Here is a 26,137-nt window from a genome sequence, read left to right as displayed (position 1 = left end):
GCTATTTAATCGTAAAGAGAGTTAGAAAAATGTCACATAAAGAACGCATGTTGCACATGGTGCTATTTGAATTGGTTGCTTTGGTTTTGATGGCAGGGCTTGCAACCTATGTTACAGGAAATGGCGCAGGTGAAATGGCAGGCTTAGCGCTCGCAATATCATTGATAGCAATGGCTTGGAACTACGTTTACAACTATGGCTACGACAAAATTTACGGAACAGACCGAAGCAAAAGAACCACGAAAACACGTATCTTGCACGGATTAGGTTTTGAACTTGGCTTGATGACAGTGACTCTACCTGTCTTGATGTGGGTTCTACAACTCGACTTCCTAACCGTACTGATCATGGACATCGGCCTAGTTATTTTCTTCGTACTTTACGCGATTGCGTTCAACTGGGCATATGACTCGGTTCGAGATCAATTGGTAGCGAAAGGAAAAGTGGCAGCTCTGGTTTAGAGCCCCAGTTCGTAGCATGTAACTAGAACAAACACCTAAATTGAAACTGCCAAACTACAACTTAGTTGGCAGTTTATTCATTTATGCATATAAGCTCATTGATTAACGCCCTTGTTACATAGCAAAAACATCACACAACCCTTCCTAATTAAGTCTAATTATCAACCACTCACGAAGTAGCATCACAAATCCAAACATAAACTCCTCGTACCAGTTGTGCATCCGTTTACATACAGGTAGTTTTAGCGACCTCGAAACACATCCATTCGAACAATGACGTTCATGCGAGCGTCTTTTCCGAGCAAAAGTGTTCGGATTAACATTTCAAGTGACTTTAATTAACAATTTTATGCTCAAACGCTCACTTTTAATGTTCGTTTATTTTCGAGTTCGCAAATTTATGCACAATACACGTGCTAGATAAGCAAAACTAAAAAGGACTCGAACATGACAACAAACAAACACCCTTCTTTATTTGGGCAATGCTTAGCCGAATTTATCGGTACAGGGTTGCTCATATTTTTTGGCGTTGGCTGCGTGGCAGCACTGGTATTAACCGGTGCAACATTCGGACAATGGGAAATCAGCATCATCTGGGGCTTCGGTGTTGCTATCGCGATTTACTGTACTGCTGGTGTTTCTGGCGCACACATTAACCCTGCAGTGACCATCGCACTGGCAATGTTCCATGGCTTTGATAAGGCGAAAGTAGTGCCTTACATCATCTCTCAGCTACTTGGCGCATTCTGCTCTGCTGCTTTGGTTTACAGCCTGTACAGCAACCTATTCACTGACTACGAAATCGCGCATAACTTCGTTCGTAGCAGCCAAGACGCACTATCAACCGCTGGTATCTTCTCGACTTACCCACATGCTTCACTCTCTTTCTTCGGCGCTTTTGCTGTGGAATTCGTGATTACAGCTGTGTTGATGTTTGCCATTTTGGCGCTAGGCGATGAGAACAATGGCGCATCTCGCGGCGCGATGAACCCTCTACTGATCGGTATCCTTATCGCGGTAATTGGTGGCTCTTTAGGTCCACTGACTGGCTTCGCAATGAACCCTGCTCGTGACTTTGGACCAAAACTTTTCGCTTACTTTGCAGGTTGGGATTTCGCATTGAGCGGTGCTCGTGATATTCCTTACTTCATCGTTCCAATTCTTGCTCCAATTGCTGGTGCGTGTTTTGGCGGTTGGTTGTACCCACGTGTTATCGGTGCTTACCTACCAGTAGAAGGCCAAGGCTGCACAATTCCAAACCAATGTGAAACAGCAGAAGAAGCTGAACAAGCTCAAGCTTAATCCCTAAGCGACCCTACATTTACTAAAATATAAATAACAAAAGAAAAAGGATTCTTACCATGACCGAGCAAAAATACATTGTTGCCCTAGACCAAGGCACCACAAGCTCTCGCGCTGTAATCCTCGACCACGATGCAAACATCGTAAGCTCTTCTCAACGAGAATTTACTCAAATCTATCCGAAAGCGGGTTGGGTTGAGCATGATCCAATGGAAATCTGGGCAACTCAAAGCTCTACATTGGTTGAAGCACTTGCTAAAGCAGGCATTCGTAGCGACGAGCTAGCGGGTATTGGTATCACTAACCAACGTGAAACCACCATTGTTTGGAACAAAGAAACAGGCAAACCGGTTTACAACGCAATCGTATGGCAGTGTCGCCGTACAGCAGACATCTGTGAAGACCTAAAAGCACGTGGCCTAGAAGACTACGTACGTGACAATACTGGCTTAGTCCTTGACCCGTATTTCTCAGGTACAAAAGTAAAATGGATTCTAGACAACGTTGAAGGTGCTCGCGAAGACGCTGAAGCGGGTAAATTGCTATTCGGTACGGTTGATACTTGGTTGGTTTGGAAGATGACTCAAGGACGTGTACACGTTACGGATTACACTAACGCGTCTCGTACTATGTTATTTAACATTAACGACCTATGCTGGGATCAAAAGCTACTTGATGAGATGGGTATCCCTTCATCAATGATGCCAGAAGTGAAGCGTTCTTCTGAGGTTTACGGTCAAACAAACCTTGGTGGTAAAGGCGGTACTCGTATCCCAATCGCGGGTATTGCGGGTGACCAACAAGCTGCACTATACGGTCAAATGTGTGTAGAAGCTGGCCAAGCGAAGAACACGTACGGCACGGGTTGTTTCCTTCTGATGAACACAGGCCAAGAGAAAGTAACCTCGAAAAACGGTCTATTAACAACACTGGCATGTGGTCCTAAAGGTGAACCTGCATACGCACTAGAAGGTGCGGTATTCATGGGTGGTGCATCAATCCAATGGCTACGTGATGAGATGAAGCTACTGGCTGGCGCAGAAGATTCTGAGTACTTCGCAACTAAAGTAGATTCTTCAAACGGCGTTTACGTGGTTCCTGCGTTTACTGGTTTAGGCGCACCATACTGGGATGCTTACGCTCGCGGTACAATTGTTGGCTTAACTCGTGGGGTTAACTCTAACCACATCATCCGTGCAACACTGGAAGGCATTGCTTACCAAACTCGCGACGTACTGGACGCGATGCAAGCGGACTCTGGCATCAAGCTAGCAAACCTACGTGTTGATGGCGGCGCAGTAGCGAACAACTTCCTAATGCAATTCCAATCAGACGTGCTGGATACTGAAGTTCACCGTCCTGAAGTAACGGAAGTAACGGCTCTGGGTGCGGCTTACCTTGCTGGTCTAGCGGTTGGTTTCTGGGACAGCATTGATGAGCTTCAAGGCAAAGCGGTTCTAAACCGTACCTTCATGCCACACCACGACGAAGAGAAGCGTAACCGCCGTTACAAAGGCTGGAAGCGTGCTATCAAGTGTGCTCAGGTTTGGTCTGAACTGCACGATGACGACGAAGAGTAATACTGAGTATTCAGTTAGTCACTATTAGCTAGATACTAGTCGTTAACTGAGCTGAGGCGTTCGAATAATCACTTTCACGTCGATTGGATTGTTCGAACCTCAGTAAACGAAACTAAAAAGAGCACTATTTTGTGCTCTTTTTAGCGTTTCGGGCTCAAATTTACCGCTCTGAGCACCGTTTTTGCGGTTTAGACACGATTCCTTACCATCATTACTTCTCTCTCTTCGTCAATTCGAGCACAATAGCGCGAGTTTATATTTTCGATTTTGACGCGCTAGAGCCTTTGGCGTGCAGGGAGTGGTAAGTTAAGTGAAGCAGATACCAAGACACCAGCAGATTGTAGACCTGGTAAAAACACAAGGATATGTGAGCACCGAAGAGCTCGTTGAAAAGTTCGATGTCAGCCCACAAACCATCAGACGAGACCTCAATGAACTGGCCGATAGCAACAAAATTCGTCGCTATCATGGTGGTGCAACCATTCCTTTAAGCTCGGAGAACACCTCTTATAACACGCGTAAAGCGCTTAACTTCAACGAAAAAGACGTGATCGCCGACGAACTGGTTAAGCACATCCCTGATGGTGCAACCCTATTCGTTGATATCGGCACCACGCCAGAATCGGTGGCACGCGCACTCAACAAAAACCACAAACAGCTAAGAGTCGTCACCAACAACATTAACGTTGCCAGCATCCTTCTGCCGAACCCAGAGATCAAGGTTATCTTGGCGGGCGGCGAAGTGAGAAACCGCGACGGCGGTATCGTGGGTGAAGCAACACTCGATTTCGTTAAACAGTTCCGCCTTGATTTCGGTATCTTGGGGATCAGTGGTATCGACTTTGACGGCTCACTGCTCGATTTTGACTATCATGAAGTTCGAGTGAAACAAGCCATCATCGAAAACAGCCGCAGTATTTTCTTAGCTGTCGACCACACTAAGTTTGGCCGTAATGCGATGGTTAAACTTGGTAATATCTCTCAGGCACACATGGTATTTACTAATAAGCAGCCGCCGGAAGAGATTCTCAACATCCTTAAAGATTCAGACATTCCGTTAGAAGTCATCGATACCGCTCAGCCTTCAACAGCAGGCGAATAGCCCCTGTAAGCCAAGCTAGATTAAATTGAGTTGAATTGAGTTAAGCTCTCGCATTCATGAGCAATCCAAAGCCAGTTCTATTGATAAACACTTATCGATAGCTGGTTTTTTATGGTTCATCGCGGATTAGCGGGAACTAAAAACAAAAACGGTAGTTAGTGATATGGTTTAGTCGCCAAACAAAAATCATACACAAACTACGTTTCCATACCGAATCCTACTTTTCTATCTTCATTCTGGGAAAGTTCTAAAATAGTAAAGTATCACCAGACAGCATCACTTATTATCCTGACTCTTAAACTAACTCTGAGGCTAAATGCCCTTTTGGTCTTGAGGCCGAGGCTATCCATGAGTATCAATGGCGTCATGTAAAAGAAGCGATGTTGCTCGGTGTTCCTGTTGAACTTTCCGTTCAAATTCGAAGGATTAGGTGCCGTGAATGCGGCATAAAAGCAGAGGCAATTTAAATACACAGCAAGACAGCTATCTTACAGAAATATTGAATATCAATAAGGACTTAATGACCACTTATATACTCGGCTCACAACTCAAAGAGCTTTGGTATTGTGAATCAGAAGCGCATGCTAAGGGGCTCTGGGAGGTGTGATGGGCAAAAGTACAAGAGAGGAATTAAGCCATTGAAAGAGTTCACACCAAAACTGAGCCACTATCTTCACGGTATTATAGCATCGGCAAATTATCAGCTAAACACCTACACCCTAGAAGGGATAAACAACAAGATAAAACTAATCAAGCGAATGAAGTATGGGTATCGAGATACAGACTACTTCTTCTTGAAGATAAAAGCGGATTTCCCCGGAAAGCCGCAATGAATGCAAAAAAGCCGCCCAAAGGGGCGGCCAAAACTCAACGTTTTATAGGTAATTCTTAGAATGCGTACTGAGCACCCGCACCAACAACAACGTCGTCAGAAGATGCCGCCAGTGTACCAGATGCAGACCAACCAGTGTCAACAAAAGAGTGAGCAACACCGATTGCTAGAGCAGCCTCAGAGCCCGCGTAACCAACACCCGCGCCGAATGCGGTCATGCCGTTTGCAACCATTGGGCGAGCGTTAACTGTCGCAGCGTTCAAAGCTTGAGTTTGGTCGATGCGAGTATCTAGACGGTCAACCTCAGAGAATAGAGTGTCGATGTCTGACGCGTTTTGGTTGCCTAGAGCGTAAAGCTCATCGATTTGGTTTTGTTGTACTGCCGCTTGTTGTGCAGCCGCTTTACCAGATTCAGTAAGTGATGAACCTGATTCAACCATTTGTTTAACTGCTTCTGCTGCACGTTCAGGATCAAGACCAACAATCGGTGCATCTTCAATAGGTGCTTCAAGATCAGGTGTTTTCTTCAGATCGCGTTCTTCTTTGTTTTTAGCTTGTTCAGCAACAGCGTATTCTTTAAGTTCATCAACAGTCATACCATGTGTTTCACCTGTTTCTTGGTTGGTGAAAGTAACGATTGTTTCACCGTTCGCATTTTGGTATGCGTTGAAGTCCATGCCGCGTTTGTCTGCTGCATCAGCAATCATTGCTGTTTTTTGTGAATCAGTCATTGCTGCGAATTTTTCTTGAACAACTACTGTTGCGTGTGCAACAACTTGGTCACGACCTGTGATTGGCTCAACGATTGGCATATCTTCGATTGGGTCAACAGGGTCATTACCGAACTGTGTATCACGTTTTGCTTGACGCTCTTCTTGAGCCTTTAGCATGTACTCGCTGAACTCTTCGTTAGTAACAACATAGGTAGAACCATCAGATTTAGTGAAAGAAAGCATTTGAGTACCGTCTACGTCAACAACGTTAGCACTGATACCTTGCTTTGCTGCTGCGCTAGTGAACGCCTCTAGCTTATCTTCGTTAGAAGCTGTGTTCTTGAACTCTTTTACCGCATCAGTAGCGGCAAGCTTAATGCCCTCTGGTGTGCTGTAGTCGTGCTCGATTGGTTGTAGATCACCATCATGTGGAACACCAACATCAATCGGGTCAATACCACCGTGATTACGACCGTACTCAACAACGTACTCTTTGAAGTTGTTTAGTTGCTCGATATCTTTAACGGTGCGCTCATCTGTATCACCACGGTGAATTGCTGAAAGGTTAATTTCTTTCTGGCCTTTCTTACCTTCTTTGATGTAGATAACAGTATCACCGTTTTCTTCACCAAACGTTAGAGGTACACCATTTGCTTCAGCCCAAGCTGTAACCATATCAATCTTGCTTGCTGTATCATCAGACTCTTGAACCGCTGAATAAAACTCATCCCAAGATTGATAATCGTTGCGATCGAAATCTGACGCCACTGAACCAAAAGATGCTGCTGCGATAAGTGTTGCTAGAATTGTGCGTTTCATATTCATTTTACCTATAAATATTTAATTAAGCGTATATATACGCATTGAGTTTCAAAAAAAGGCCAATTCAATTTGGCTTTAACTCGATGTCCGCTTCGATGGGGTGTATTATGTACATATACCTATTACAGCACAACCTTTTTTTAGTATAAATACGAATTAATTTTTAATACATTGATTTATATTGAAAAATAGCACTATGCTAAATACAGGTTTTATACTTGCCATTGCATTTCGCGTGTCATGTTCTGAGATAATGCGCCTACAAGCCAGTTAACTCCATTGATGGTTTGCGCGTTTGTGTTCTCTGCGAGTGTGCTATGGAATAACATTCTAGCCACTGAGGAAAGAAGCCACAGCTCTGACCCAAGAGTCCTCGAAAGCTTGCGGGCTTGATATATCTAGAATCGCCATCATGCGAGGAAATACTCGTCCATGTAATGTCTAAGCTCTCACGCGCCATTTCTGCAACCCGTCCGTAGGGTGCCGCGTCCCATCCCTCAGTCATGAATTTTGGAAATGTGTAAACAAAATTTAGGGCAGTACAAAGCAAAGAAAAACTTTCGGAGTCTTCGTTTTATTCGCCCATGCCGACTAATAGCCTCATTTTGTCGGGGTGCGTCTGGGGTTCGGACGTCGTTTAGGGCTCAGGCTCCGGGATGGTTTCCGGAACGGCTACGGGTTGAGGTGCGGCTAACTTCAAAAGCTGTAAAAGTCTTTCAGTTGTCAACGTGTCACCTCGTCGAGAGATAGACGTCACCATGTCGAAAGCGTGAGCGTCTAGTTTCTCGATGGCCATACCAACGATTAACAGGTCGAGATTGCGCGAGACTTATCGCCTTTACTCAAGCTGCCGACATACGACAGGATTACTTTTTCACTCGCTCGCCGTCGATTAGGGATTGTGGAGCCTTGTGTTTAGCCATTATCGCTCCCCCTTTAACTTTTCTATTTCTGCGTTTGATACGTGAACGATAGTCAGAACATAGAGTCCAAACATTTGAACCTCTGCTTTTATAAGCAGAGGTTTTTTTATGCGCAAATCACATAAAACGCGCATAAACGAAAATAATAAATGACCGCAAACGAAAGTTAATATAGGATTCAATTATGTTCTAAAATGCTCGTTCGCTCAGAAAGAGGTCAAAACCATGAGTGCTCAACAAAATAATTCAAAAAATAGTACATCTTCAACTCTAGACTTAATCGTGATCGGCGGCGGCATCAATGGTGCAGGCATCGCGGCAGATGCAGCAGGTCGTGGTCTAAACGTTGGTTTATACGAAGCAAATGATTTCGCCTCTGCGACATCGTCTGCAAGTTCAAAACTTATCCACGGTGGCTTACGTTACCTTGAACACTACGAGTTTCGTTTGGTTTCGGAAGCACTGGCCGAGCGTGAAGTATTGCTAAGAAAAGCACCTCATGTTGCTCAACCAATGCGTTTCCGTTTACCTCATCGACCATTTTTACGCCCAGCTTGGATGATCCGCTGTGGCCTATTCCTTTACGATAACTTGGGAAAACGCACCACGCTTCCTGGTAGCAAAACAGTGAACTTGGCGAAATCAGGTTTACTAAAGCCAGAGATGAAAACCGGTTTCGAATACTCAGATTGCTGGGTAGATGATGCGCGTATGGTATTGCTGAACGTGTTAGCGGCGAAAGAGAACAACGCAGAAGTTCGTAACTACTGCCGAGTTGAAAAAGCACACCGTGAAGGCGATGTTTGGCATGTAACGATTCTTGATGTGATGACAAACCAACGCTTCGAGCGCAAAGCAAAAGCACTTGTTAATGCAGCAGGCCCTTGGGTGAAACAGTTCTTCGATGATGGTTTAGAACAGGCGTCTCCACGTAACATTCGTTTGATCAAAGGTTCACACATTGTTGTGCCGCGCATTCATGACGAACCACAAGCGTACATTCTGCAAAATAAAGATAATCGTATTGTGTTCATGATCCCTTACCTAGACAAATTCTCGATCATCGGCACTACTGACCTTGAATACAAAGGTGATCCGCGCGAAGTGGCTATCGACGATGTAGAAGTGGATTACCTGATTGATATCGTTAATCAGCACTTTGTTAAACAGCTTGGCCGTGAAGACGTGGTTTGGACATACAGTGGCGTAAGACCGCTTTGTGACGACGAATCTGATTCACCACAAGCGATCACCCGTGACTACACATTGGAATTGGACGCAGAGCTTGATCAAGCACCACTGCTTTCGATCTTCGGTGGCAAGTTGACCACTTATCGTAAGCTCGGCGAAGCGGCACTTAAGAAGCTTGAGCCTCACCTAACCAACATGGGTGCACCATGGACAGCGAACGACACGCTTCCAGGTGGTAACTTTAGTTGCAGCAGAGAGCAGCTTGCGAAGATGATCCACACTAAATACCCTTGGGCATCTGAAGCGTTGTTACTTCGTTATGTGACTCAATTTGGTACTTACACGTGGAAACTACTGGAAGGCGCAAACAGCGACGCTGACCTAGGCATCCAATTCTCAAGCGAAGCACATGGCGTTTATCAAGTTGAAATCGATTACTTGATCAATGAAGAGATGGCGATGACTGACGAAGACATCTTGTGGCGCAGAACCAAGCTTGGCCTGTACATGAGCGAATCCGAGCAGCAAGCAGTAACGGATTACCTGAAAGAGAAACTACAAAGCAAGGTAGTGAGCTTTTCTCAAGTAGGCTAACCCCACCAGCCTAAACATGGTTCAAGAACATACTTAACAACGAAGCTTAGCGTCCCCCGCGCTAAGCTTTTTTATTGTCTGCTATTCCGCTCAGCTTGAGACTTTGTTCACACCTCTATTTTCAACAAAAACTAAATAGTGTTTTATTAATCCGGTTGATTATCAACTTCACAAAAGGTTGCTATTCTTTATTTCAACGAAACAACACATTTAAAAACGCTCACCATGTCAGCGCTTTAATAAGGAATCTATTCCATGCAAAAAGTTATTCTGATCACAGGCTCTACCGATGGTATCGGCTTCGAAACGGCAAAAGTACTTATTCAACAAGGTCACCACGTTTTATTGCATGGACGTAACCCAAGCAAACTCAAAGACGTAGAGCAGCAACTTGTGGCTATCTCTGCTGAAGCGAAAATTCAAAGTTATGTGGCAGACTTGTCTGTTCTGGCTGATGTGGATGCGTTGGCTGACGAAATAATTGCTGAGCACGATAAGATTGATGTACTGATTAACAACGCCGGTGTGTTCAACACTCCGAACCCAATCACTAAAGACGGTTTAGATGTTCGTTTTGTTGTGAATACCATTTCACCATACCACCTAACTAAACGTCTGTTACCTGTGCTCGATGCATCTAGCCGAGTGGTGAACCTGTCTTCAGCGGCGCAAGCAGCAGTGAACATCGAAGCGCTAGAAGGCAAGAAGTCAATGTCTAATGGTGACGCTTATGCACAAAGCAAGCTTGCGATCACTATGTGGACTCGTGAAATGGCAAAAGAGTTAGGCTCTACAGGGCCAATGGTGGTTGCGGTCAACCCAGCTTCGTTACTAGGTAGCAAGATGGTGAAAGACGCTTACGGCATTGCAGGCGGCGACCTAAGCATAGGTTCTGATATTTTGGTTCGCGCATCATTGTCTGATGAGTTTGCACAAGCAGGCGGTCAATACTTTGATAACGACAACAACACATTTGCAAACCCGCACCCAGATGCGATATACGGCGACAAGTCGCAGCAAGTTGTCGCTAAAATTGAAGAGATCATCAAAGCGACGCTTTCTTAATCACGACGACTCATGCTGAGTTGATTTACAAATCTCAATAAAAAAGCCCTGTGTTTCTAATAAATTAACTTAGAAACGCAGGGCTTTTTCGTACAACGTTTGTCTCTACGTTTATTCCCAATACGGCGGGTTACCATAATATTCAGAGAAGTAGTCAATGAAGGCTCTCACCTTTGGCGCAAGTAACCTTGTGCTTGGGTACACCGCCCAAATCGCAGGCTCTGAGGTTAATGGGTAACCTTCTAATATTTGAATCAGTTGACCGCTTTTCAGTTGTTCATACGCACACCAATTTGACGTCACCGTGATACCCATACCACCTGAGGCTGCGTCACGCAGTGCTTCTCCGTTATCTGCCCTGAACGATCCCGATGCTTTAATCGTCTTAGACCCACTTTCAGTATTGAAGGTCCAGTTTTCTAAACCAATTAGGCTAATACACTGATGATCGTTAAGATCTTGAGGTGTGGCTGGCTTACCGTATTTGATTAAGTAATCAGGCGATGCGCAGACAATACGTTTGTCTGTCGCAAGTTTTCGGGCGATCAGTGTCGAGTCTTTCAGCTCCGAGATACGAATTGCGATATCAAAGCCACCCTCAACAACATCCACCATCGAATCTGATAGCCTGAGATCGACTTTTAACCCAGGGTAGCGTTCTAAGAATCCAGGTAAAGCAGGCACAAGATGCAAACGCCCAAAAGACGCAGATGCGGTAACTCGCAGCGTTCCGGTTGGAGAGTCACAGCCGACACCAACCGCCGATTTGGCAGCATCGACGCTCGATAACACCTCTTCAGCATGAGGCAAGAACGCTTCCCCCTCTTCGGTTAAAGAGACCTTACGAGTGGTTCTGTGAACCAAGCGAACGCCTAAATTGTCTTCCAGCTTACTGATGTGTGAGCTTGCAACAGCAGGTGATAAACCAAGCTCTTGCCCAGCCATGCTGATGTTATGTGTGGAAGCTAAACGAACAAACAATTTGAGGTGTTCAATATTCATGAGATTACCAATAAAATCTTAAAAATCGTGTGCCAGTAACCCTCATTATGCGTCATTCACATAACAATACAACGTATTAACTCAGTTGAATTGTGATGATGCTATTGAGCCAAAACGAAAAAAACTCCCGAAGGAGTTTTTTGTCTAAGTCTGCAATTCGCCATTTAGCTAGTCAGCAAAATTACCCGCTCACTAGCCAGTTAAACGTGCATGCAGTGCATCTTTCAGTACAGAACGATCATGTTTCAGTTGGTGCATCGAGCCGTCATCAATGGGTGAATCTTTCAGCTCAAGCTTACGAATCTCTTTATCAAGGTTGTCGTACGTTTTCATGTCTGCTGCAAAGCCATCGTCAGTTTTAACAAGCTCAGCAATTTTATCTTTCATTTCAGGAAATTCGTGAACAAGAGAATGATTTTCACCTAGCATAGAAACCTCTTAAGTTGAGTAAAGTGATTGGGTTAGTCTTAAACACATTCATTATTAACCTTAGCAAGTGGTTCAAATAACAAATGAGATCCAGTACACAGCATAGAATATAGACAATTCAGATTCACAAATTTACAACATGTACCTAGAAAATGGCTTTGTTGATTTTGATCAATCTCCATAACAAAAATCACTAGCAAGGTCCTTTAAACAAAGAACATCAAGCTCCTTGTTGATATTAGGTGTTTATACGTTATAGTAACAAAAACAATTTGGAGAAAGAGAATGGCACGCATATCTGCAAAAGAGAAAGAAGAGAAACAAAAGAAATATGACGAGGTTGTCTTTAACATCTTCATTACTGAAGGTTGGGATGCAATCAGCTATGGACGTATAGCCAAAGAAGTCGGGGTGACAGCTTCATCACTACAAAATTATTATCCTCGACTGGTCGATTTTGGCAAAGCATTGCAGGGTCGCGTCTTCCCAATGGTCGCACATCAATTAGATTTCTCTTCTAAAGAGGCATTTGTGTCCTCATGGGATGTCGCAATCCAAGGTGGAGGCTTATTTCCTTCATTGGTGAGAATGCTCATTCAAAGTGCTCTGGAAGCCGAGACTAGCCCGCAGACAGTTCAGGGTATCATCCGACTAAAAGGCATTTTAGGTCAGCACATGAGTCCAGAAGACGCAGATTCGGCAATAAAATCCGCGTTAGGCACAACTATAATAACCCTTATGAATCAATAAATTAAAGTTAATATATTAAAATGATTCAAATTTCTTTCAAAAAGCACTTGCCTTTATTAATGCATATACCCAGAACTCCTTCCCATCTAAACGGAACGACGTTGAGACAAAATCTGTAGATTTGCACGAAGAAATCAAAGATATGAGCCTAGATCAGAAATTCGCTGATTACATTCGTGGCAACAATGGCGAGATTGCTGGCCACATTCCTGATATTGAGTCAATTCCAGGCGAAGATGATGGACCAAAACTACTAGGTGACGTAGTTGGTAAAGTTCGTGATGCTATAGTAGAAGCTGGTTACAACCTTGGCGAATCTGGTCAAAATCTAACAGAATCAGGTAAAGCAGCAGTACAACAAAACCAAACTTATGAGCTTTACGCTATCGGCAACAAAAAAGCTCCAACAGTTAATGCTCGCCCAATGGTGACAAACGGTATGACTGCATTCGACGCAGGTGTTGGCTACACTGGTTCTGAAGCAACTCAAGCAATCGGTGTTGCGCACAGCTTTGGAGATACATGTTGGTCCGCTTCAGGTACTGTTGCAGCTTCTTCTGACAATTCAGTACTAGGTGCGAGCGTTCAATACGCATTCTAAGAGTTACCTATAAAACACAAGTTTTAGCCCCTCGAAAGAGGTTTTTTTTCGTTTATGGCAAATAAAAGCCTTTTGAGAACACAAGGCTTTACAGGAGTAACTCTTTATTAGAGCAGCTGAAAGGGGGTTTCCACAAAAGGAGATTAGCTGCTGCACCCCTGAGTATGAACTCGATTCATGTCGTCACCGACTTGTGCTTCTTGAGAGCCCGTCGATTGGCATCCTGCCACGAATAACAGCGTTACAGATAAGATAAGCAATTTCATAATAAATCCTCTTTCGGTCATGACTAAAGCATAGTGCTTAAAAGCGCAGATACCTCAGCCATTAACTAAAACCTTACCTGTTGATAAAGCCTTGGTTAATGAACAAAGCATCGCTTCATTAATTAACGACCTGCTTTTGTACAAAAAACTTTCACTCAACTGAATAAAAATCGCACAAAAACTAAAAGAGGACTGCTATGGAGCTAAGAACAAGAGCTAGAAGTTAGTCACTCGTCGCCAAACGTACTGCCGCTTCTGCATGAATGGCTGTGGTATCAAACAGGGGTACATCGGTATGTTGTTGCTGAATCAGTAGGGCGATTTCAGTACAGCCCAGAATAACGGCTTCCGCACCTTGTTGGCCTAGCTTCTCAATGATTTGACGGTATACATCTTGAGATTCTTCTTTTACTTCACCTCGACACAGCTCTTGGTAAATGATGTTGTGCACTTTCTCTCGGTCACTCTCATCAGGAATCACCACATCGATACCGAATTTTTTAGTCAGGCGGCCTTTATAGAAATCTTGTTCCATGGTGAAAGCCGTGCCGAGTAATCCGACTTTCTTCACTCCTTGTTCCAGCAGCTTCTGCGCCGTGGTATCAGCGATGTGCAAGATAGGAATCGTGATCTTCTCTTCGATCTCAGGAACGACCTTATGCATGGTATTGGTACAAATCAGAATGAAATCAGCGCCGCCCTTCTCTACCGATAAAGCCGCTTCCGATAAGATATCCGCCGTCTCAGCCCAGCGACCTTGATGTTGAAGCTTTTCTATCTCATCGAAGTTCACGCTGTACATACAAACCTTTGCAGAATTGAGCCCACCAAGGGTCGCTTTAACGCCCTCGTTGATGGATTTGTAGTAGCTCACTGTCGACTCCCAACTCATACCACCGAGCAAACCGATCGTTTTCATTTTTCTATTCCTTTAATTTCTGACTAACTCGATTAAAGCGCCATGCGTTGGGGATTTATAGTACGTTCTTGCTGAAAATGAGACGAAGCCTTCGCTATTTCGCAAAAAAGGCTCGAATTAAAAATCCAAGCCTTTGTGGTTTTGACCAAGGGTAAACGTGGCGTTAGTACACCTCACACCAATCGGATTTCATGTCGATCAGTGTCCAATCCTCTCTGGAATTCGCCTCATCTACGCTTTATCCAACTTACCAACGTGAGACTTACGATCGTACTGCCACTCTCGTTCGGCATCGGTATGGTGAACAATCATTGCCATTGAGTTGGGTTGGCTCGTTGCCCATTGCATCATCGCTTGATCACCGTCTGAGTTACCGACCGCTAAAATCGGCTTCTTACCGATAATATGCTGAATGTTGGTGACCTTTCCTGCTTTGTCATCGATGGTCAAAATCGACGAGTCTTTGGTCACCGTTGGTTTGCCATCGTTGTAGCTGTAGTTGTATTTAAGAGCACTACCGATGATTTGCTCTGTAGGAATGTTGTAAGTTTGTGGAGCCCACGCCCTCATGAAATCAACGCCTCCGCCCGACACAATATAAGTCTTAAAGTCATGCTCTTGCAGGTAGGTCAGCATCTCTTTCATTGGCTTATAAGTAAGGTCTGTGTAGGCTTTGTTGAAGCGTTTATCTTTTGCTGCCGTCAACCATTGCTCAACGTCTTGCTGGTATTGCTCAACAGTCATACCAGAATGTGTCGCCATGACGATTTTCAATAACCCTTCTTCACCGCTGCCCAGAACGCTCTCAATATCATCTTCAAGCACAAACTTAAACGGTGCTTCTGTTTTCCACTCAGGGTGTTCTGGCGCCATTTCTTTTACACGGTCCAACGCAAATGCCAGTTGGAAGTAATAAGGTTTTTCTGACCAAAGCGTACCGTCGTTATCAAATACAGCGATGCGATCTTGAACCTCCACGAACGTATCAGACTCAGCTTTGGTGGCTTGTCCAACAAAATCGACGATAGCGGATTTGCTCTCGCTATCTTTCCATGAAGGCAGCAAATTGGGGTCACAATCTTTAGCAAAAGATGAGAAAGAGAGGCTAGATAAAATCGCAACGGACAAAAGGGTCATTTTCTTCATAGCACTACCATGTTGTTGAATTACTTGTAGGGTTTAATTCAATTCATCCTAGTTGGTCTACTCTGATTTTCCACTTATGAACACTATAACCAATACTCATGTTGGTATTAGGGCTGTCGTAAGAAAGAGGATTAGCCTCACAGCCAACCCTCGTTTTTAATGCCAGATAAAATGCTTAAAGACTCGGTGGAGTTCCCTCACCATTGGAAGCAATCGCATCAATTTGCACCAAAGCGCCCATAGGGATATCAGAGACACCGATAACTGTGCGCGCAGGCAATGGACCGTCAAAGTAGTGCATGCAAACATCATTGAGCACATCTAAATCAGCCATGTCTCTCAATTGGATATTCAGTTTCACGATGTCATCCATGACATGACCAACGCTCTCAACGACTTCTTTGATGTTATTCAGGCACTGCATTGCCTGCTCTTTTGCACCATTCGCAACAATCGCTCCAATTCTTGGATCCAGCGGTAATTGAACGGAGATATTGTTGTAGTGTGAAAAGGCCACAGTTTGCGTTGAAAAAGGGCTGATTGGTGCAGCTTTGGTATTGTTCGCTTTGATTACAATCCCGTGTCGGTCTTCAACCGCTTGTGGCGGAGTGCCATCACCGTGTGACACGGTCGCATCCATCTGTACTAACGCTCCCATTGTTAAGCCTTCAACCACCGTCACCGAGCGTGCTGGCATGTAGCCGACAGCCCTTGCAATCGCGGAATCTGGAAAGAAAGTGGTATACACTTCATTGACGGCAGCAAGGTCATCCAAACTTCTCACATGGATATTAACCTTCACAATGTCATCAAGTGGAACATCAACATTTTCCAGTATCGATTTGATGTTTTTGAGGCATTGAATCGCGTGCTCCTTTGCTCCACCAGCAACGATGCTACCCGATTGCGGATCAATCGGTAGCTGAGCTGAAATGTGATTATAGTGAGAGAGAGCCACCGTCTGAGTCGATAAAGAACTGACTGGTGCGTGTTGGGTATTTCTTGCGATTTTAACTAACTCACAAGCTGCTTGAGGATAAGTACCTTCACCATTCGAGATCACGGCATCCATTTGTAAGTGAGCGCCTTCGAGCGGTAAATCGGCTACAGCGAGTGTTGTGCACGTTGGTACGTAGTGTTGGAAAAAGGACACATAGATTTCGTTAACCGCATCGATATCCACTATATTTTTCAAGTATATATTCACTCTCACAAGGTCGTGCATGCGGTGTCCGATACTCTCCACAATCGCTTGAATATTTAACAAACACTGCTTGGTTTGATCTTCCAAAGAGCCTGAGATCAAGCCGCCCGTTTTTGGATCAATCGGTAATTGAGCAGAAAGGTTATTGTAGTGTGAGAATGCCACCGATTGTGTTGAGAAAGGGCTCAGCGGTGCATCTTCAGTGTTTCTTGAAACTTTAATAATATCGGCACTCATGTCGATATATCTCCTATTCGAGTATTGATGTCAGATAGAGCCGATTGGCCGCAGGTTTACCGACATTTCAAAATAAAAGGCACAAAAATAGCCGAACCAATAAATCGTGATAAATATTGGTTCAGCTTAATTCGAGCATCACAGTGGAGGTTCTTACGCCCCTACAAATAAACCTCTACAGCGTGCTTAGGAAGCTACTGATTTTTTCTTCATGATGCTTAACGGTTTCTTGCGTTGGGATAACCGCATCTTTATGTGTGAAGTACACTAAAATCGCCATCTGAGCAGTGAGTCGGTTTTCTGCTTCATCGAACGCCACTGAGTATTCACTTTCTAGTGCGCCGCGAGTCACTTCTTCTTTGTCATTCGCTGGTAGGCAGTGCAGCAACATTGCGCCTGGGCGAGCCTTCGCCATTAGCTCTTCGGTGATCACGTAGTTAGGCATGAATGCAGCAAGACGCTCTTCCTTCTCATCCATTTGCGTCACCCAGTAGAAGCTATCGCCGTACACCACATCACAGTCACTGATACGCTCTACATCATCGGTAATTTCAATCTTGCCACCAGATTCTTCACAGAAGTTCAGCGCCATGTCGATCCACTCTTGCTCCATGTGGTACTTCTTAGGACCAATTTGCTTGAAGCCCATACCGTACTTAGCACACGTCAGCATCAGTGAACGGCACACATCCGTCGCGTCACCCATGAATGCTAAGGTGAGATCAGACAGCTTACGTCCATCAGTGATATGTTCTCTGATCGTGTAGAGATCCGCTAGCATTTGAGTTGGGTGGAAACGCGTATCAAGGCCGTTGATTACTGGCACTGTCGACATTTCCAGTAGGCCATCGAGTGTTTCAGGGCTATTGGTTCGAGCCATGATGATGTCGCACATACGTGATAACACACGAGACGTATCATCAATCGACTCTTTACCACCTAAGTGAATGTCTTTTGGAGATAGGAATAGTGCGTGACCACCCAGTAATGTTGCCGCCACCTCGAAAGAAACGCGTGTACGAGTCGAACCCGCTTCGAAGATCATCCCTACTGACTTACCTTTGAACAGTGGTGGAATTGCGTTGTCTTTGCGCGCCTGTTTCAGATGAGTCATCAACTCCATCATGTTGTCCATCTCTTCTACAGAGAAATCTTTCATGGAAACCATGTGCTCTAGGTTTGCTTTGTTTAGTTCAGTTGCGCTAGAAGAAGGTAATTTCATAATAAGTTCCTATTTTTCATAATTTTGTGCGCGGCTCTTTCAAGTTCACTTTCATGGCAATTTGATTTTGAATACCTGCCATCACTTTCAAGAACCGCTACGTTTGGGATTAAATATTGGTGTTAACGACTGTTCTCAGTCTTTAGTTGTTATTAGGTTTATCGTTGTAACTAAACTCTTGGTACTTGTTGGGTGATGCAGTGGATATTGCCGCCACCTAACAAAATTTCTCGAGCCGGGACGCCGTTCACTTCGTAGCCTGGATAAATGCCTTCCAAGATCCCGATAACATCGTTGTCGTAGCGCTTATCCAAAAGCGGCAACACAATTTGGTTATTGGTAATCAGGTAATTGGCATACGACGCCGCCAAACGTTCACCCGCTTCTCGCTCCATCCCGTCTGCGATATCAATGCCTGCTGCCTCTTCTTCTGTCATGAATAGAGGGCCAGGCATTGGCAGCTTATGTACTTTTATCTGACGGCCTTTGGCATCGGTCTGGCTGGTGATGTAGTCATAGGCTTCTTTGCTGATCTCATATTGAGGATCATTCTTGTCATCGCACCACGTCAGAACCACTTCACCCGGCTTCACGACATGAAGGATATTGTCGACGTGACCATTGGTTTCATCGTTGTATAAACCACGAGGCAGCCAAATTACCTTCTCAACATTGAGGTGTTCGCAAAGTACTTCAGTCAGTTCTTCTTTGCTCATATCTGGGTTGCGGCTTTCGTGTAATAAGCACTCTTCTGTTGTGTAGAGCGTGCCTTCGCCATCAACATGAATTGAGCCACCTTCTAGTACAATTGGAGCGCGGTATCTGGAGTCACGAATGGTTTCACACATCTTTTGTGCGACTTGGTTATCGCGATTCCACGGTGAATACAAACCATCGACAAACCCGCCCCATGCATTGAATTCCCAATCCACTCCTCGGCGTTCACCGCTGTCATCAACAACATAAGTCGCACCGATATCACGCATCCAAGAGTCATCAGTCGAGATTTCCAATACTCGAATATCCTCTGGTAAACGAGATACTGCGTTATCGTATTGGTCTGAACTCGCGAGCATGGTGACTGGTGTTGTATGGCTGATCTTGGTAGCAACGTCTGCAAACACCGCTTGTGCTGGTTTTGCCCCATTGCGCCAGTTGTCGGTGCGCTCTGGCCAAGCCATCCAAATCTCGCTGTGTGGCTCGTGTTCCCCTGGCATTCTAAAGCCATCATGTTTTGGAGTAGTCTCAATCAATTTTTTCATCGTTATGTCCCCTAAATTATGCTTGAGCTTCTTTTTTATCTTGCGTATCGGCTGTGTCGTTATCGTCCGATCCTTTCTGTTTCTTACGCTTTAGAGCGCCTAGTAGAATCCATTCACCAGCGAGGATGGTGGCAATCACGCCAATCAAAACAGGTCCTGTGTATCCCCAATCAGCAACGGTGAGATCAAGAGCCTCGGGGAAGATAAATAAAATCACGGCTTGAAGGATGACGAAGAAACAAACAATGGACATCACCCACTGAGCCACCATACCACCAGGTACTTTGAATGGGCGTTCACGTTTACCATCAACCACACGAAGCTTTAGGTATGCAGGGAACATGAACAGGTAAGGAAGTAAGAAAATGCAGCTAGAGAAGGCAAATATGGACCAGAACAGATCATCATTACCCTGAGCAAACAGTGCGTAAGACAAGATAACGACCGTTGATACGGTACCTGTGATGTTGTTTGCACCAACTGGAGAACCTTTCTCAGATACTTTCGCGACAGGCGCTGGAAGTTCACCTTCTTGAGCGGCTTCAGCTGCAGCTCGGCTCGCACCCATTGTCCAGCTCACCATGTTGCCGATAAGCGTTAGCAGAGCGAAAGTACCGAAGATGTACACCATGGCTGTACCAAACACGCCAGCACCGAAGAGTGTTTTGAATGTGTCGATAAGACCAGACACTAAGCCAATGCTTTCAACAGGAAGCGCCATCAAGATGCCTACCGTACCGAAGATGTATAAGAAAGCGGTGATACCGATAGAAAGGAAGACGGCCTTAGGCATGTCACGAACATCTTTCATTTCTTTAGTCATGGTCGCAACCAGTTCAAAACCCATTAGGTTGAACACAATCGCTGGTAAGAAAGAGACCGCAGAATCCAATGAAGGCATCATAGCTGGCAACGTAAATTCGTTAGCAACGCCGTTTTTCATTGCATAGATAAAGCCGCCCACACCCAATGTACTGATCACAACAATTTTTAATATTGCACCAATATTCGTGACCCACACACCGATGTCGGCAGACACATTACAGATCCAAACCGTTAACCACGTCAGTAATATACAGATGGCGATTTGCCCCCATAAAGACAGACCTGGCATAAAGAGTTCGGCAAACATCCCTGCAAACATGATGTATACCGCAGGCATCCATAAACCAACGTTAATCCAGTAAAACCACGTTGTTCTGACTGCCCATTTAAAATTGAATGCTTGTTTTACCCAATCGTATATCCCACCTTCACCTGGGTAGGTGGTACTCAATTCGGAAGTAATTAAGCCATATGGAATGACAAAGAAGACCAGCATTAACACCCACCAACCAATGGCACTGACACCAATACTGGCTGACGCGGTTAATGTGTCGACCACTAAAACTGCACATAGTGTAAAGAGTGCAATTCCCGTAACCCCCATTTTTCCTTGCGTTTCGTTACTCATCTCTTAGCTCCTTAATCTCTAATTCGGGATTAATTAAACGGCAAAGCGATGAAGTGAACTGGGATGAAAATTGAATATCGGTTTTACACAAACGAATTCGGAGCAAAAACAAAATAAACTCAACAAATATTAGATTTATAATGCTAAAAGTCGGAATACTTGATTTTGGTCAATAACCATTCGATTAATAAATACATTTTCCATTTCAAAACCAAGATCACATATCTAGTTAATCTATAGATAATTAAGGCTTTCTGTGACATATAGGCGACTAAAAACATCAAATATTAAGCACAAATCGAATTGTGATTTTTATCCCCACGACACCGACAATATTTAAATACAATTCAAACCAACTTATTTGCCAAGAGCAAAATATTATTTGGAGAATTAAACATGTCGAAGCCTATTATTGTTGTTGCTGTCGGTGGGAACGCTTTACTACAACGTGGTGAAGTAATGAGTTGTGAAAACCAAAAAAAGAGCATCGCGCAAACCGCCAGCTCTTTGGCTGAACTCAGTAAAGACTACCGTTTAGTGGTTGTGCACGGAAATGGCCCTCAAGTAGGGCTACTGTCATTACAGAACAATGCTTACAAAGATTGTCCTCCTTACCCATTTGATGTCCTTGGAGCTGAGACTCAGGGAATGATTGGCTACCTTATTCAGCAAGGGTTGAACGCTGCGATTCAAGACCGCTTTACTACGACAATTCTGACTCGCATTGTGATTGACGAAAACGACCCTGCGATCTCCGACCCAACCAAGTTTATTGGCCCTGTCTATACAGAAGAACGAGCCAAACAACTCGCAGAAGCCAACCAATGGATTGTGAAACCTGACGGCGCACACTGGCGTCGTGTGGTTCCATCTCCTTCGCCAAAAGAAGTGCTAGAAATAAAAGCCATCAAAGACTTGCTAGAGAAAGAGCACCTAATTATTTGTGGCGGTGGTGGCGGAGCTCCAGTCGTCGAAAAAGATGGCGCTTATGTGGGCTTCGAAGCAGTAATCGACAAAGACATGACAGCGGCTCTTATCGCAGAAGAAATCGGCGCAGAACATTTACTGATCCTCACTGACGGCTCTCATGTTTGTTTAGATTGGGGAACCCCAAAGGAAGAGAAGCTTGAGAACGTGTCAGTTGAACAAATGAAAAAGTACACTTTCCCAGCCGGTTCTATGGGGCCGAAGGTAGACGCATGCTGTCTTTTTGTTGAAAAGACAAAACAACACGGACACATTGGTGATCTATCTAGCGCGTTAGAGATCATAGAAGGTAAAACGGGGACACATATTAACGCCTAACATTGGGCTATAATGTTTTATATAAATAAAGGGTAATAAAGTCTAAGTTTTGATATTTCAATTGGAACTTTGCTTGAAAACCCTTTATGTTTTTTGTGTTCCAAATAACAGTGAGGATCATTAGATGCGCAAAGTAACCACCGAAGAAAAGTTAATTCGAATTCATGATGCTGTTGTGCAACTAATGGAACGCCGCGAAGCTACTGATATTTCAATGTATGATGTTGCTAAAGAGTGTGGAATGGCAACATCCACGGTTTATCATCACTACCCAAATATAGAGAACTTATTCCATAATCTATTAGATGACGTTTTTATTGATTTCGACTCTCTGTTAGGTAAATGTATCGATGCCGAGCATGTTAATCATTGGACTGACATCAACCGCATGATTGAAACAGCGTATGTTAATTATTACAACGATCACCCTATTGCCAAAAAGCTTATATTAGGTCGTCATACGTTCACGGAGTTAGGTCATGCAGACACCGAGAATGACTTAATCCTTGGTAAAGAAGTAGAAACGATTTATCGACAGTTTTTTGATGTTCCTCAGTTACCACAATCCATCAATGTCTTCGCTATCTCACTGCAAGTCGCAGATAAAATATACTCGTTATCTTATCGCCAGCATGGTTGCATCACACCAGAACTTGCCAATGAAGCTATCCGACTGACTGAGTCTTACCTTCAGCTGTATATTCCTCATATCTGTCAAAGAACAGAACCCAACATGCTGCATACGCATTAAGAGAAGCTGTAATCCCGATAACGTCTTGCCTTTCTATTTTCGCTTGATGACCTGACTAAACTCGCTGACCAAACAAAAAAGCAGAACTTCAATTTCTCAAAGTTCTGCTTCAACAATCCATTACTTCTTACGCTCTACGCTTTTTGAAGGCGTGCCAGCCGGCGCTGAGAATTGTTTTTACCACCACACTTAATGCGCTTAGTTTAGGGTCGGCGTTCTTGCCAGAGGCGATGCGCCACATCTGATGTTCATACCAAACCAGCCCGACCATCGCCATCTTGTCTAAAGCGGGTTTTCCTGTGGTTGGCACCGTTAGTGGCATGCCGTGGCTAGGGTCTTCGATTAACTTGTTAGGGAAGTCAGGATCAACCGCCATTGTGCGTGCAATACCAATAAAATCGGTCGCCGAGGTGTTTAATGCTTCATTCATTGCTTGCGCGGTTCGGAAACCACCCGTGACCACCAGCGGTGTGCTGACGAGTTTTCTCGCCTTCACCATGTAATCCATAAAATACGCTTCACGCTTTACCGTGCTGGCTTTGATTGGCTCAGTTTTGCTTTTCGACCCCATCATTGATGGGCTTTCATAGGTGCCGCCGGAGATCTCAATCAAGTCGATACCGTTATCACTCAATGTTTGTACAACCTGCATCGACTCTTCTTCAGTGAAGCCACCTTTCATGAAGTCGGCGCTGTTGAGCTTAATCCCGACGGGGAAATCGTCACCGACCTCTTTTCGAATCGCACGATAAACCTCAAGCACAAAACGAAGTCTGTTTTCGAGTGAGCCACCCCATTTGTCTTGGCGTTGATTGTGTCTCGAAGACAAAAACTGACTGACAAGATAACCATGAGCACCGTGAATCTGGACACCAGTAAAACCCGCTTGTTTTGAAAGCTTTGCACTCAGCGCGAATTTATCAATGATTGCGATTATTTCCGTCTCAGTCAGAGCTCGTGGCGTATTAAAGCCTTTTTCTAACCCGCGCTCTAAAGAGATAGCTGAAGGGGCAACCGGGCTATCACATAAGAACTTAGGGATTTGCTTACCTGGGTGATTCAGTTGCATCCATATCTGCGAACCATTCTGTGTTCCGGCTCTCGCCCACTCACGAAATACGGTTAAGTCACTGTGCTCATCCAACACAACGTTTTTAGGTTCACCAAGCGCCCCCCTATCGACCATCACGTTACCCGTCATGGATAGGCCAATTCCTCCTTGAGCCCAACGCTGGTAAAGCGTGACTAAACCTTGCTTAGGGTTATGATGTTTATCACCTAGCTGTTCACTCATTGCCGATTTGAACAGGCGATTTTTGATCACTTGGCCATTAGGAAGAGAAAAAGGGTCGTTGAGGCAGATCGGATTCATGCGTGTAGTTACTTTCTTGGGTTTATATATTGCGTCCAGTATGCCCTATTTTATCCGACAGTTCTGAGCATTTAACGCCTATTTCGAAGCAAGTTTCGCTCAATAAAAAATGCCAGCGGCATGGCAGCTGGCATTAATCGATAATAAACAAAACCTTAATCAGGTGATTTAATGCATCACTTTATCGCGGTTTTTTGACCTTGGTGAACGGTGTCGATTTCCATTTATCGGTTCTTACCTCTTCACCGGGCGTGTAGATGCGTAACACTGAATACCATTGGTGATCCGGGATAGGTAAGAAGTTAGGATCATCTTCATGCCCTTTTACGTCGCTACTCATGTAAATGGTGTAGCTGCCATCAGCATTAGGCGTTAGCGTTCTGTCTCCACGGGAATGACGGTTTAAGTCGTTTTTCTCCATCAATCGGGTTTCACCACTGTAGGCCGTGTATGACCAAAAACCACCCTCTTCTAGCGGTGGCGCATCGAAGGTCACCGTGTAATCATACTTACTACCGTCGAGCGCACCACCTTCACTATCAAAGAAGTCGCCGCTGTACATAGTGTGTTTTGCAGGCAACCCCCATTGGCCCATTAAGGTGCCGTAGGCGTGTTGAAAGCTTGGAACCTTGGTCATTTCATCGCGAGTGCCTAATACGTCACGTGAATCATCAAAGCCCGCATTAATGATTCGTTCCAGTCCGTCTTTTTGACCAGACTCGAGCATACTAAGCTGCTCTGCCGTAAATGGATGATTGGTTTTGCCTAATTCAACATCTCCTAAGCCAATGAACTCGAACAGTTCAAGCAGCTTTTGGTCATGCGTCTTCATTGTTCCTTCAGACAAAATGAAATTGGTTCGTTCGACCCAATTAGAATCTTCAGGGTCTGGATACTCGCGTTCAACAGGATCTGGCCCTTTCTGACCTAAATATTCCGACAACGTCCTAATATTCCATTGATCCATTAACTTTTGAGCAGTTGCAGAATCGTCACCGCCAAGGTCCATGATTCGACCCATCATTTTGACCAGCGGGAGCTCGACATAGATGACTTGATCGACACTCGCAGGCACTTCACCTTTCCACCCTTCAACTGCATACATGAAACTGCCGCCTTTTGTGCCTCGTTGTGGAGAGCCAAAAGCCGAGTCAGTAAAGTGCTGCATATTCATGGTATGGAACAACCAGTATCGATTGTCATCATGGTCTGGAATCGTAACGATGACAGGCTCTGCTGCTAGGTCCATCCAACCCATCAAATGTAACGTGTCATTGTTAATCGTCGGGTGCGCAGTGTAAGTGTCGTCAGCAAGTATTCGAATATTTTGGAATCGATTCAAAGGGTAGTCTTGCTCAACCACGGTTTTGTAAAAGTATTTGTAGGCTTCATCTATCGAGTACGCGTACTCATAGGCAAGTTGTGCCAATAGCTGATTATCCTTTTTGAGCGACGCTAAACTCGCCATCTCAATGGGTAGAGTTTCCGTCTTGATCCCCATTGCTGTTTTTGTTGCCACAGATGCGCTCGTCGCGTCCACGGATTGGCTTGCGAGTACCGGAGACGGAAGTGCAACCATGAAAGCACAAGTCAGTGCTGCCGCAAGTATGTTTTTTTTCATCATTTAATGTCC

21 protein-coding genes and 2 pseudogenes are annotated in these 26,137 nt (G+C 44.6%); 11 read left to right on the top strand and 12 right to left on the bottom strand.

Going from position 1 to position 26,137, the window contains the following annotated elements; genetic code table 11:
- Positions 1-29: 29 nt before the first annotated feature.
- From HRQ85_RS02785 to HRQ85_RS26480, 5 genes and pseudogenes are all read left to right on the top strand, one after another.
- On the top strand, positions 30-461 hold the full coding sequence (locus tag HRQ85_RS02785; RefSeq protein ID WP_048610473.1) for a PACE efflux transporter: 432 nt from the start codon (positions 30-32) through the stop codon (positions 459-461).
- A gap of 447 nt (positions 462-908) precedes the next feature.
- Positions 909-1,763 carry an MIP/aquaporin family protein gene (locus tag HRQ85_RS02780; RefSeq protein WP_172378628.1) on the top strand — a complete coding sequence of 285 codons (855 nt, stop codon included), beginning with the start codon at positions 909-911 and terminating at the stop codon, positions 1,761-1,763.
- A 59-nt stretch (positions 1,764-1,822) separates the two neighbouring features.
- Positions 1,823-3,343: a glycerol kinase GlpK gene (gene glpK, locus HRQ85_RS02775; protein ID WP_123285491.1), complete on the top strand. Its 1,521-nt coding sequence runs from the start codon at positions 1,823-1,825 to the stop codon at positions 3,341-3,343.
- Between the two features lie 310 nt (positions 3,344-3,653).
- The gene (locus tag HRQ85_RS02770; RefSeq protein WP_172378627.1) at positions 3,654-4,445 is read left to right on the top strand and encodes a DeoR/GlpR family transcriptional regulator; all 792 of its coding nucleotides are present in this window, start codon (positions 3,654-3,656) and stop codon (positions 4,443-4,445) included.
- 207 nt (positions 4,446-4,652) lie between these two features.
- Positions 4,653-5,278, top strand: a pseudogene (locus HRQ85_RS26480) (ISL3 family transposase).
- A 55-nt stretch (positions 5,279-5,333) separates the two neighbouring features.
- Here the strand turns inward: HRQ85_RS26480 and HRQ85_RS02760 are convergent.
- Complete coding sequence (locus tag HRQ85_RS02760; protein ID WP_172378626.1) at positions 5,334-6,809, bottom strand: YadA C-terminal domain-containing protein; 1,476 nt, start codon at positions 6,807-6,809, stop codon at positions 5,334-5,336.
- 1,151 nt (positions 6,810-7,960) lie between these two features.
- On the opposite strand from HRQ85_RS02760, the gene glpD reads away from it, so the two are divergent.
- Both glpD and HRQ85_RS02750 read left to right on the top strand, forming a co-directional pair.
- Positions 7,961-9,520, top strand: a complete 1,560-nt coding sequence (glpD, locus tag HRQ85_RS02755) for a glycerol-3-phosphate dehydrogenase (protein WP_172378625.1) — start codon at positions 7,961-7,963, stop codon at positions 9,518-9,520.
- A gap of 255 nt (positions 9,521-9,775) precedes the next feature.
- Positions 9,776-10,585: an SDR family NAD(P)-dependent oxidoreductase gene (locus HRQ85_RS02750; protein WP_172378624.1), complete on the top strand. Its 810-nt coding sequence runs from the start codon at positions 9,776-9,778 to the stop codon at positions 10,583-10,585.
- A gap of 111 nt (positions 10,586-10,696) precedes the next feature.
- On the opposite strand, the gene HRQ85_RS02745 is transcribed toward HRQ85_RS02750, so the two are convergent.
- Together HRQ85_RS02745 and HRQ85_RS02740 are read right to left on the bottom strand one after the other, a co-directional pair.
- Entirely contained in the window at positions 10,697-11,587 is an 891-nt protein-coding gene (locus HRQ85_RS02745) for a LysR family transcriptional regulator (protein WP_172378623.1), read from the bottom strand.
- Between the two features lie 192 nt (positions 11,588-11,779).
- On the bottom strand, positions 11,780-12,016 hold the full coding sequence (locus tag HRQ85_RS02740) for a YdcH family protein (protein WP_017067743.1): 237 nt from the start codon (positions 12,014-12,016) through the stop codon (positions 11,780-11,782).
- A 285-nt stretch (positions 12,017-12,301) separates the two neighbouring features.
- Between HRQ85_RS02740 and HRQ85_RS02735 the strand changes: the two genes are divergently transcribed.
- Positions 12,302-12,766: a TetR/AcrR family transcriptional regulator gene (locus tag HRQ85_RS02735; protein WP_172378622.1), complete on the top strand. Its 465-nt coding sequence runs from the start codon at positions 12,302-12,304 to the stop codon at positions 12,764-12,766.
- 142 nt (positions 12,767-12,908) lie between these two features.
- Positions 12,909-13,367 (top strand): hypothetical protein, encoded by a 459-nt coding sequence (locus HRQ85_RS02730; protein ID WP_172378621.1) that lies wholly within the window; start codon positions 12,909-12,911, stop codon positions 13,365-13,367.
- A 143-nt stretch (positions 13,368-13,510) separates the two neighbouring features.
- Here the strand turns inward: HRQ85_RS02730 and HRQ85_RS26370 are convergent, their stop codons facing one another.
- The 7 genes and pseudogenes from HRQ85_RS26370 to HRQ85_RS02700 form a co-directional block, all read right to left on the bottom strand.
- Positions 13,511-13,633, bottom strand: coding sequence for a hypothetical protein (locus HRQ85_RS26370; protein WP_282449629.1), 123 nt, complete (start codon positions 13,631-13,633; stop codon positions 13,511-13,513).
- 223 nt (positions 13,634-13,856) lie between these two features.
- Entirely contained in the window at positions 13,857-14,552 is a 696-nt protein-coding gene (locus HRQ85_RS02725; protein WP_172378620.1) for an aspartate/glutamate racemase family protein, read from the bottom strand.
- Positions 14,553-14,715: 163 nt separating this feature from the next.
- A pseudogene (locus tag HRQ85_RS02720) lies at positions 14,716-15,698 on the bottom strand (HAD family hydrolase).
- 175 nt (positions 15,699-15,873) lie between these two features.
- Entirely contained in the window at positions 15,874-17,139 is a 1,266-nt protein-coding gene (locus HRQ85_RS02715) for a RidA family protein (RefSeq protein ID WP_172378619.1), read from the bottom strand.
- A gap of 175 nt (positions 17,140-17,314) precedes the next feature.
- Positions 17,315-18,361 carry an ornithine carbamoyltransferase gene (argF, locus tag HRQ85_RS02710; protein ID WP_017078525.1) on the bottom strand — a complete coding sequence of 349 codons (1,047 nt, stop codon included), beginning with the start codon at positions 18,359-18,361 and terminating at the stop codon, positions 17,315-17,317.
- A gap of 170 nt (positions 18,362-18,531) precedes the next feature.
- Positions 18,532-19,623, bottom strand: coding sequence for an agmatine deiminase (aguA, locus tag HRQ85_RS02705; protein ID WP_046223242.1), 1,092 nt, complete (start codon positions 19,621-19,623; stop codon positions 18,532-18,534).
- Between the two features lie 16 nt (positions 19,624-19,639).
- Positions 19,640-21,076, bottom strand: a complete 1,437-nt coding sequence (locus HRQ85_RS02700) for an APC family permease (RefSeq protein ID WP_172378618.1) — start codon at positions 21,074-21,076, stop codon at positions 19,640-19,642.
- A 396-nt stretch (positions 21,077-21,472) separates the two neighbouring features.
- On the opposite strand from HRQ85_RS02700, the gene arcC reads away from it, so the two are divergent.
- Together arcC and HRQ85_RS02690 are read left to right on the top strand one after the other, a co-directional pair.
- Complete coding sequence (gene arcC / locus HRQ85_RS02695; RefSeq protein ID WP_172378617.1) at positions 21,473-22,381, top strand: carbamate kinase; 909 nt, start codon at positions 21,473-21,475, stop codon at positions 22,379-22,381.
- Between the two features lie 124 nt (positions 22,382-22,505).
- Positions 22,506-23,132, top strand: a complete 627-nt coding sequence (locus HRQ85_RS02690; RefSeq protein ID WP_050643423.1) for a TetR/AcrR family transcriptional regulator — start codon at positions 22,506-22,508, stop codon at positions 23,130-23,132.
- Between the two features lie 127 nt (positions 23,133-23,259).
- Here the strand turns inward: HRQ85_RS02690 and HRQ85_RS02685 are convergent, their stop codons facing one another.
- Both HRQ85_RS02685 and HRQ85_RS02680 read right to left on the bottom strand, forming a co-directional pair.
- Positions 23,260-24,504, bottom strand: coding sequence for an NADH:flavin oxidoreductase/NADH oxidase family protein (locus HRQ85_RS02685; RefSeq protein WP_172378616.1), 1,245 nt, complete (start codon positions 24,502-24,504; stop codon positions 23,260-23,262).
- 181 nt (positions 24,505-24,685) lie between these two features.
- On the bottom strand, positions 24,686-26,128 hold the full coding sequence (locus HRQ85_RS02680) for a DUF1254 domain-containing protein (RefSeq protein ID WP_172378615.1): 1,443 nt from the start codon (positions 26,126-26,128) through the stop codon (positions 24,686-24,688).
- Positions 26,129-26,137 lie beyond the last annotated feature (9 nt).

Source organism: Vibrio sp. Vb339 (assembly GCF_902751245.1).
Classification (GTDB): Bacteria; Pseudomonadota; Gammaproteobacteria; order Enterobacterales; family Vibrionaceae; genus Vibrio; species Vibrio coralliirubri.
Note: the sequence above shows the minus strand (reverse complement) of the source record. Positions and strands in the feature narration are given on the sequence as shown.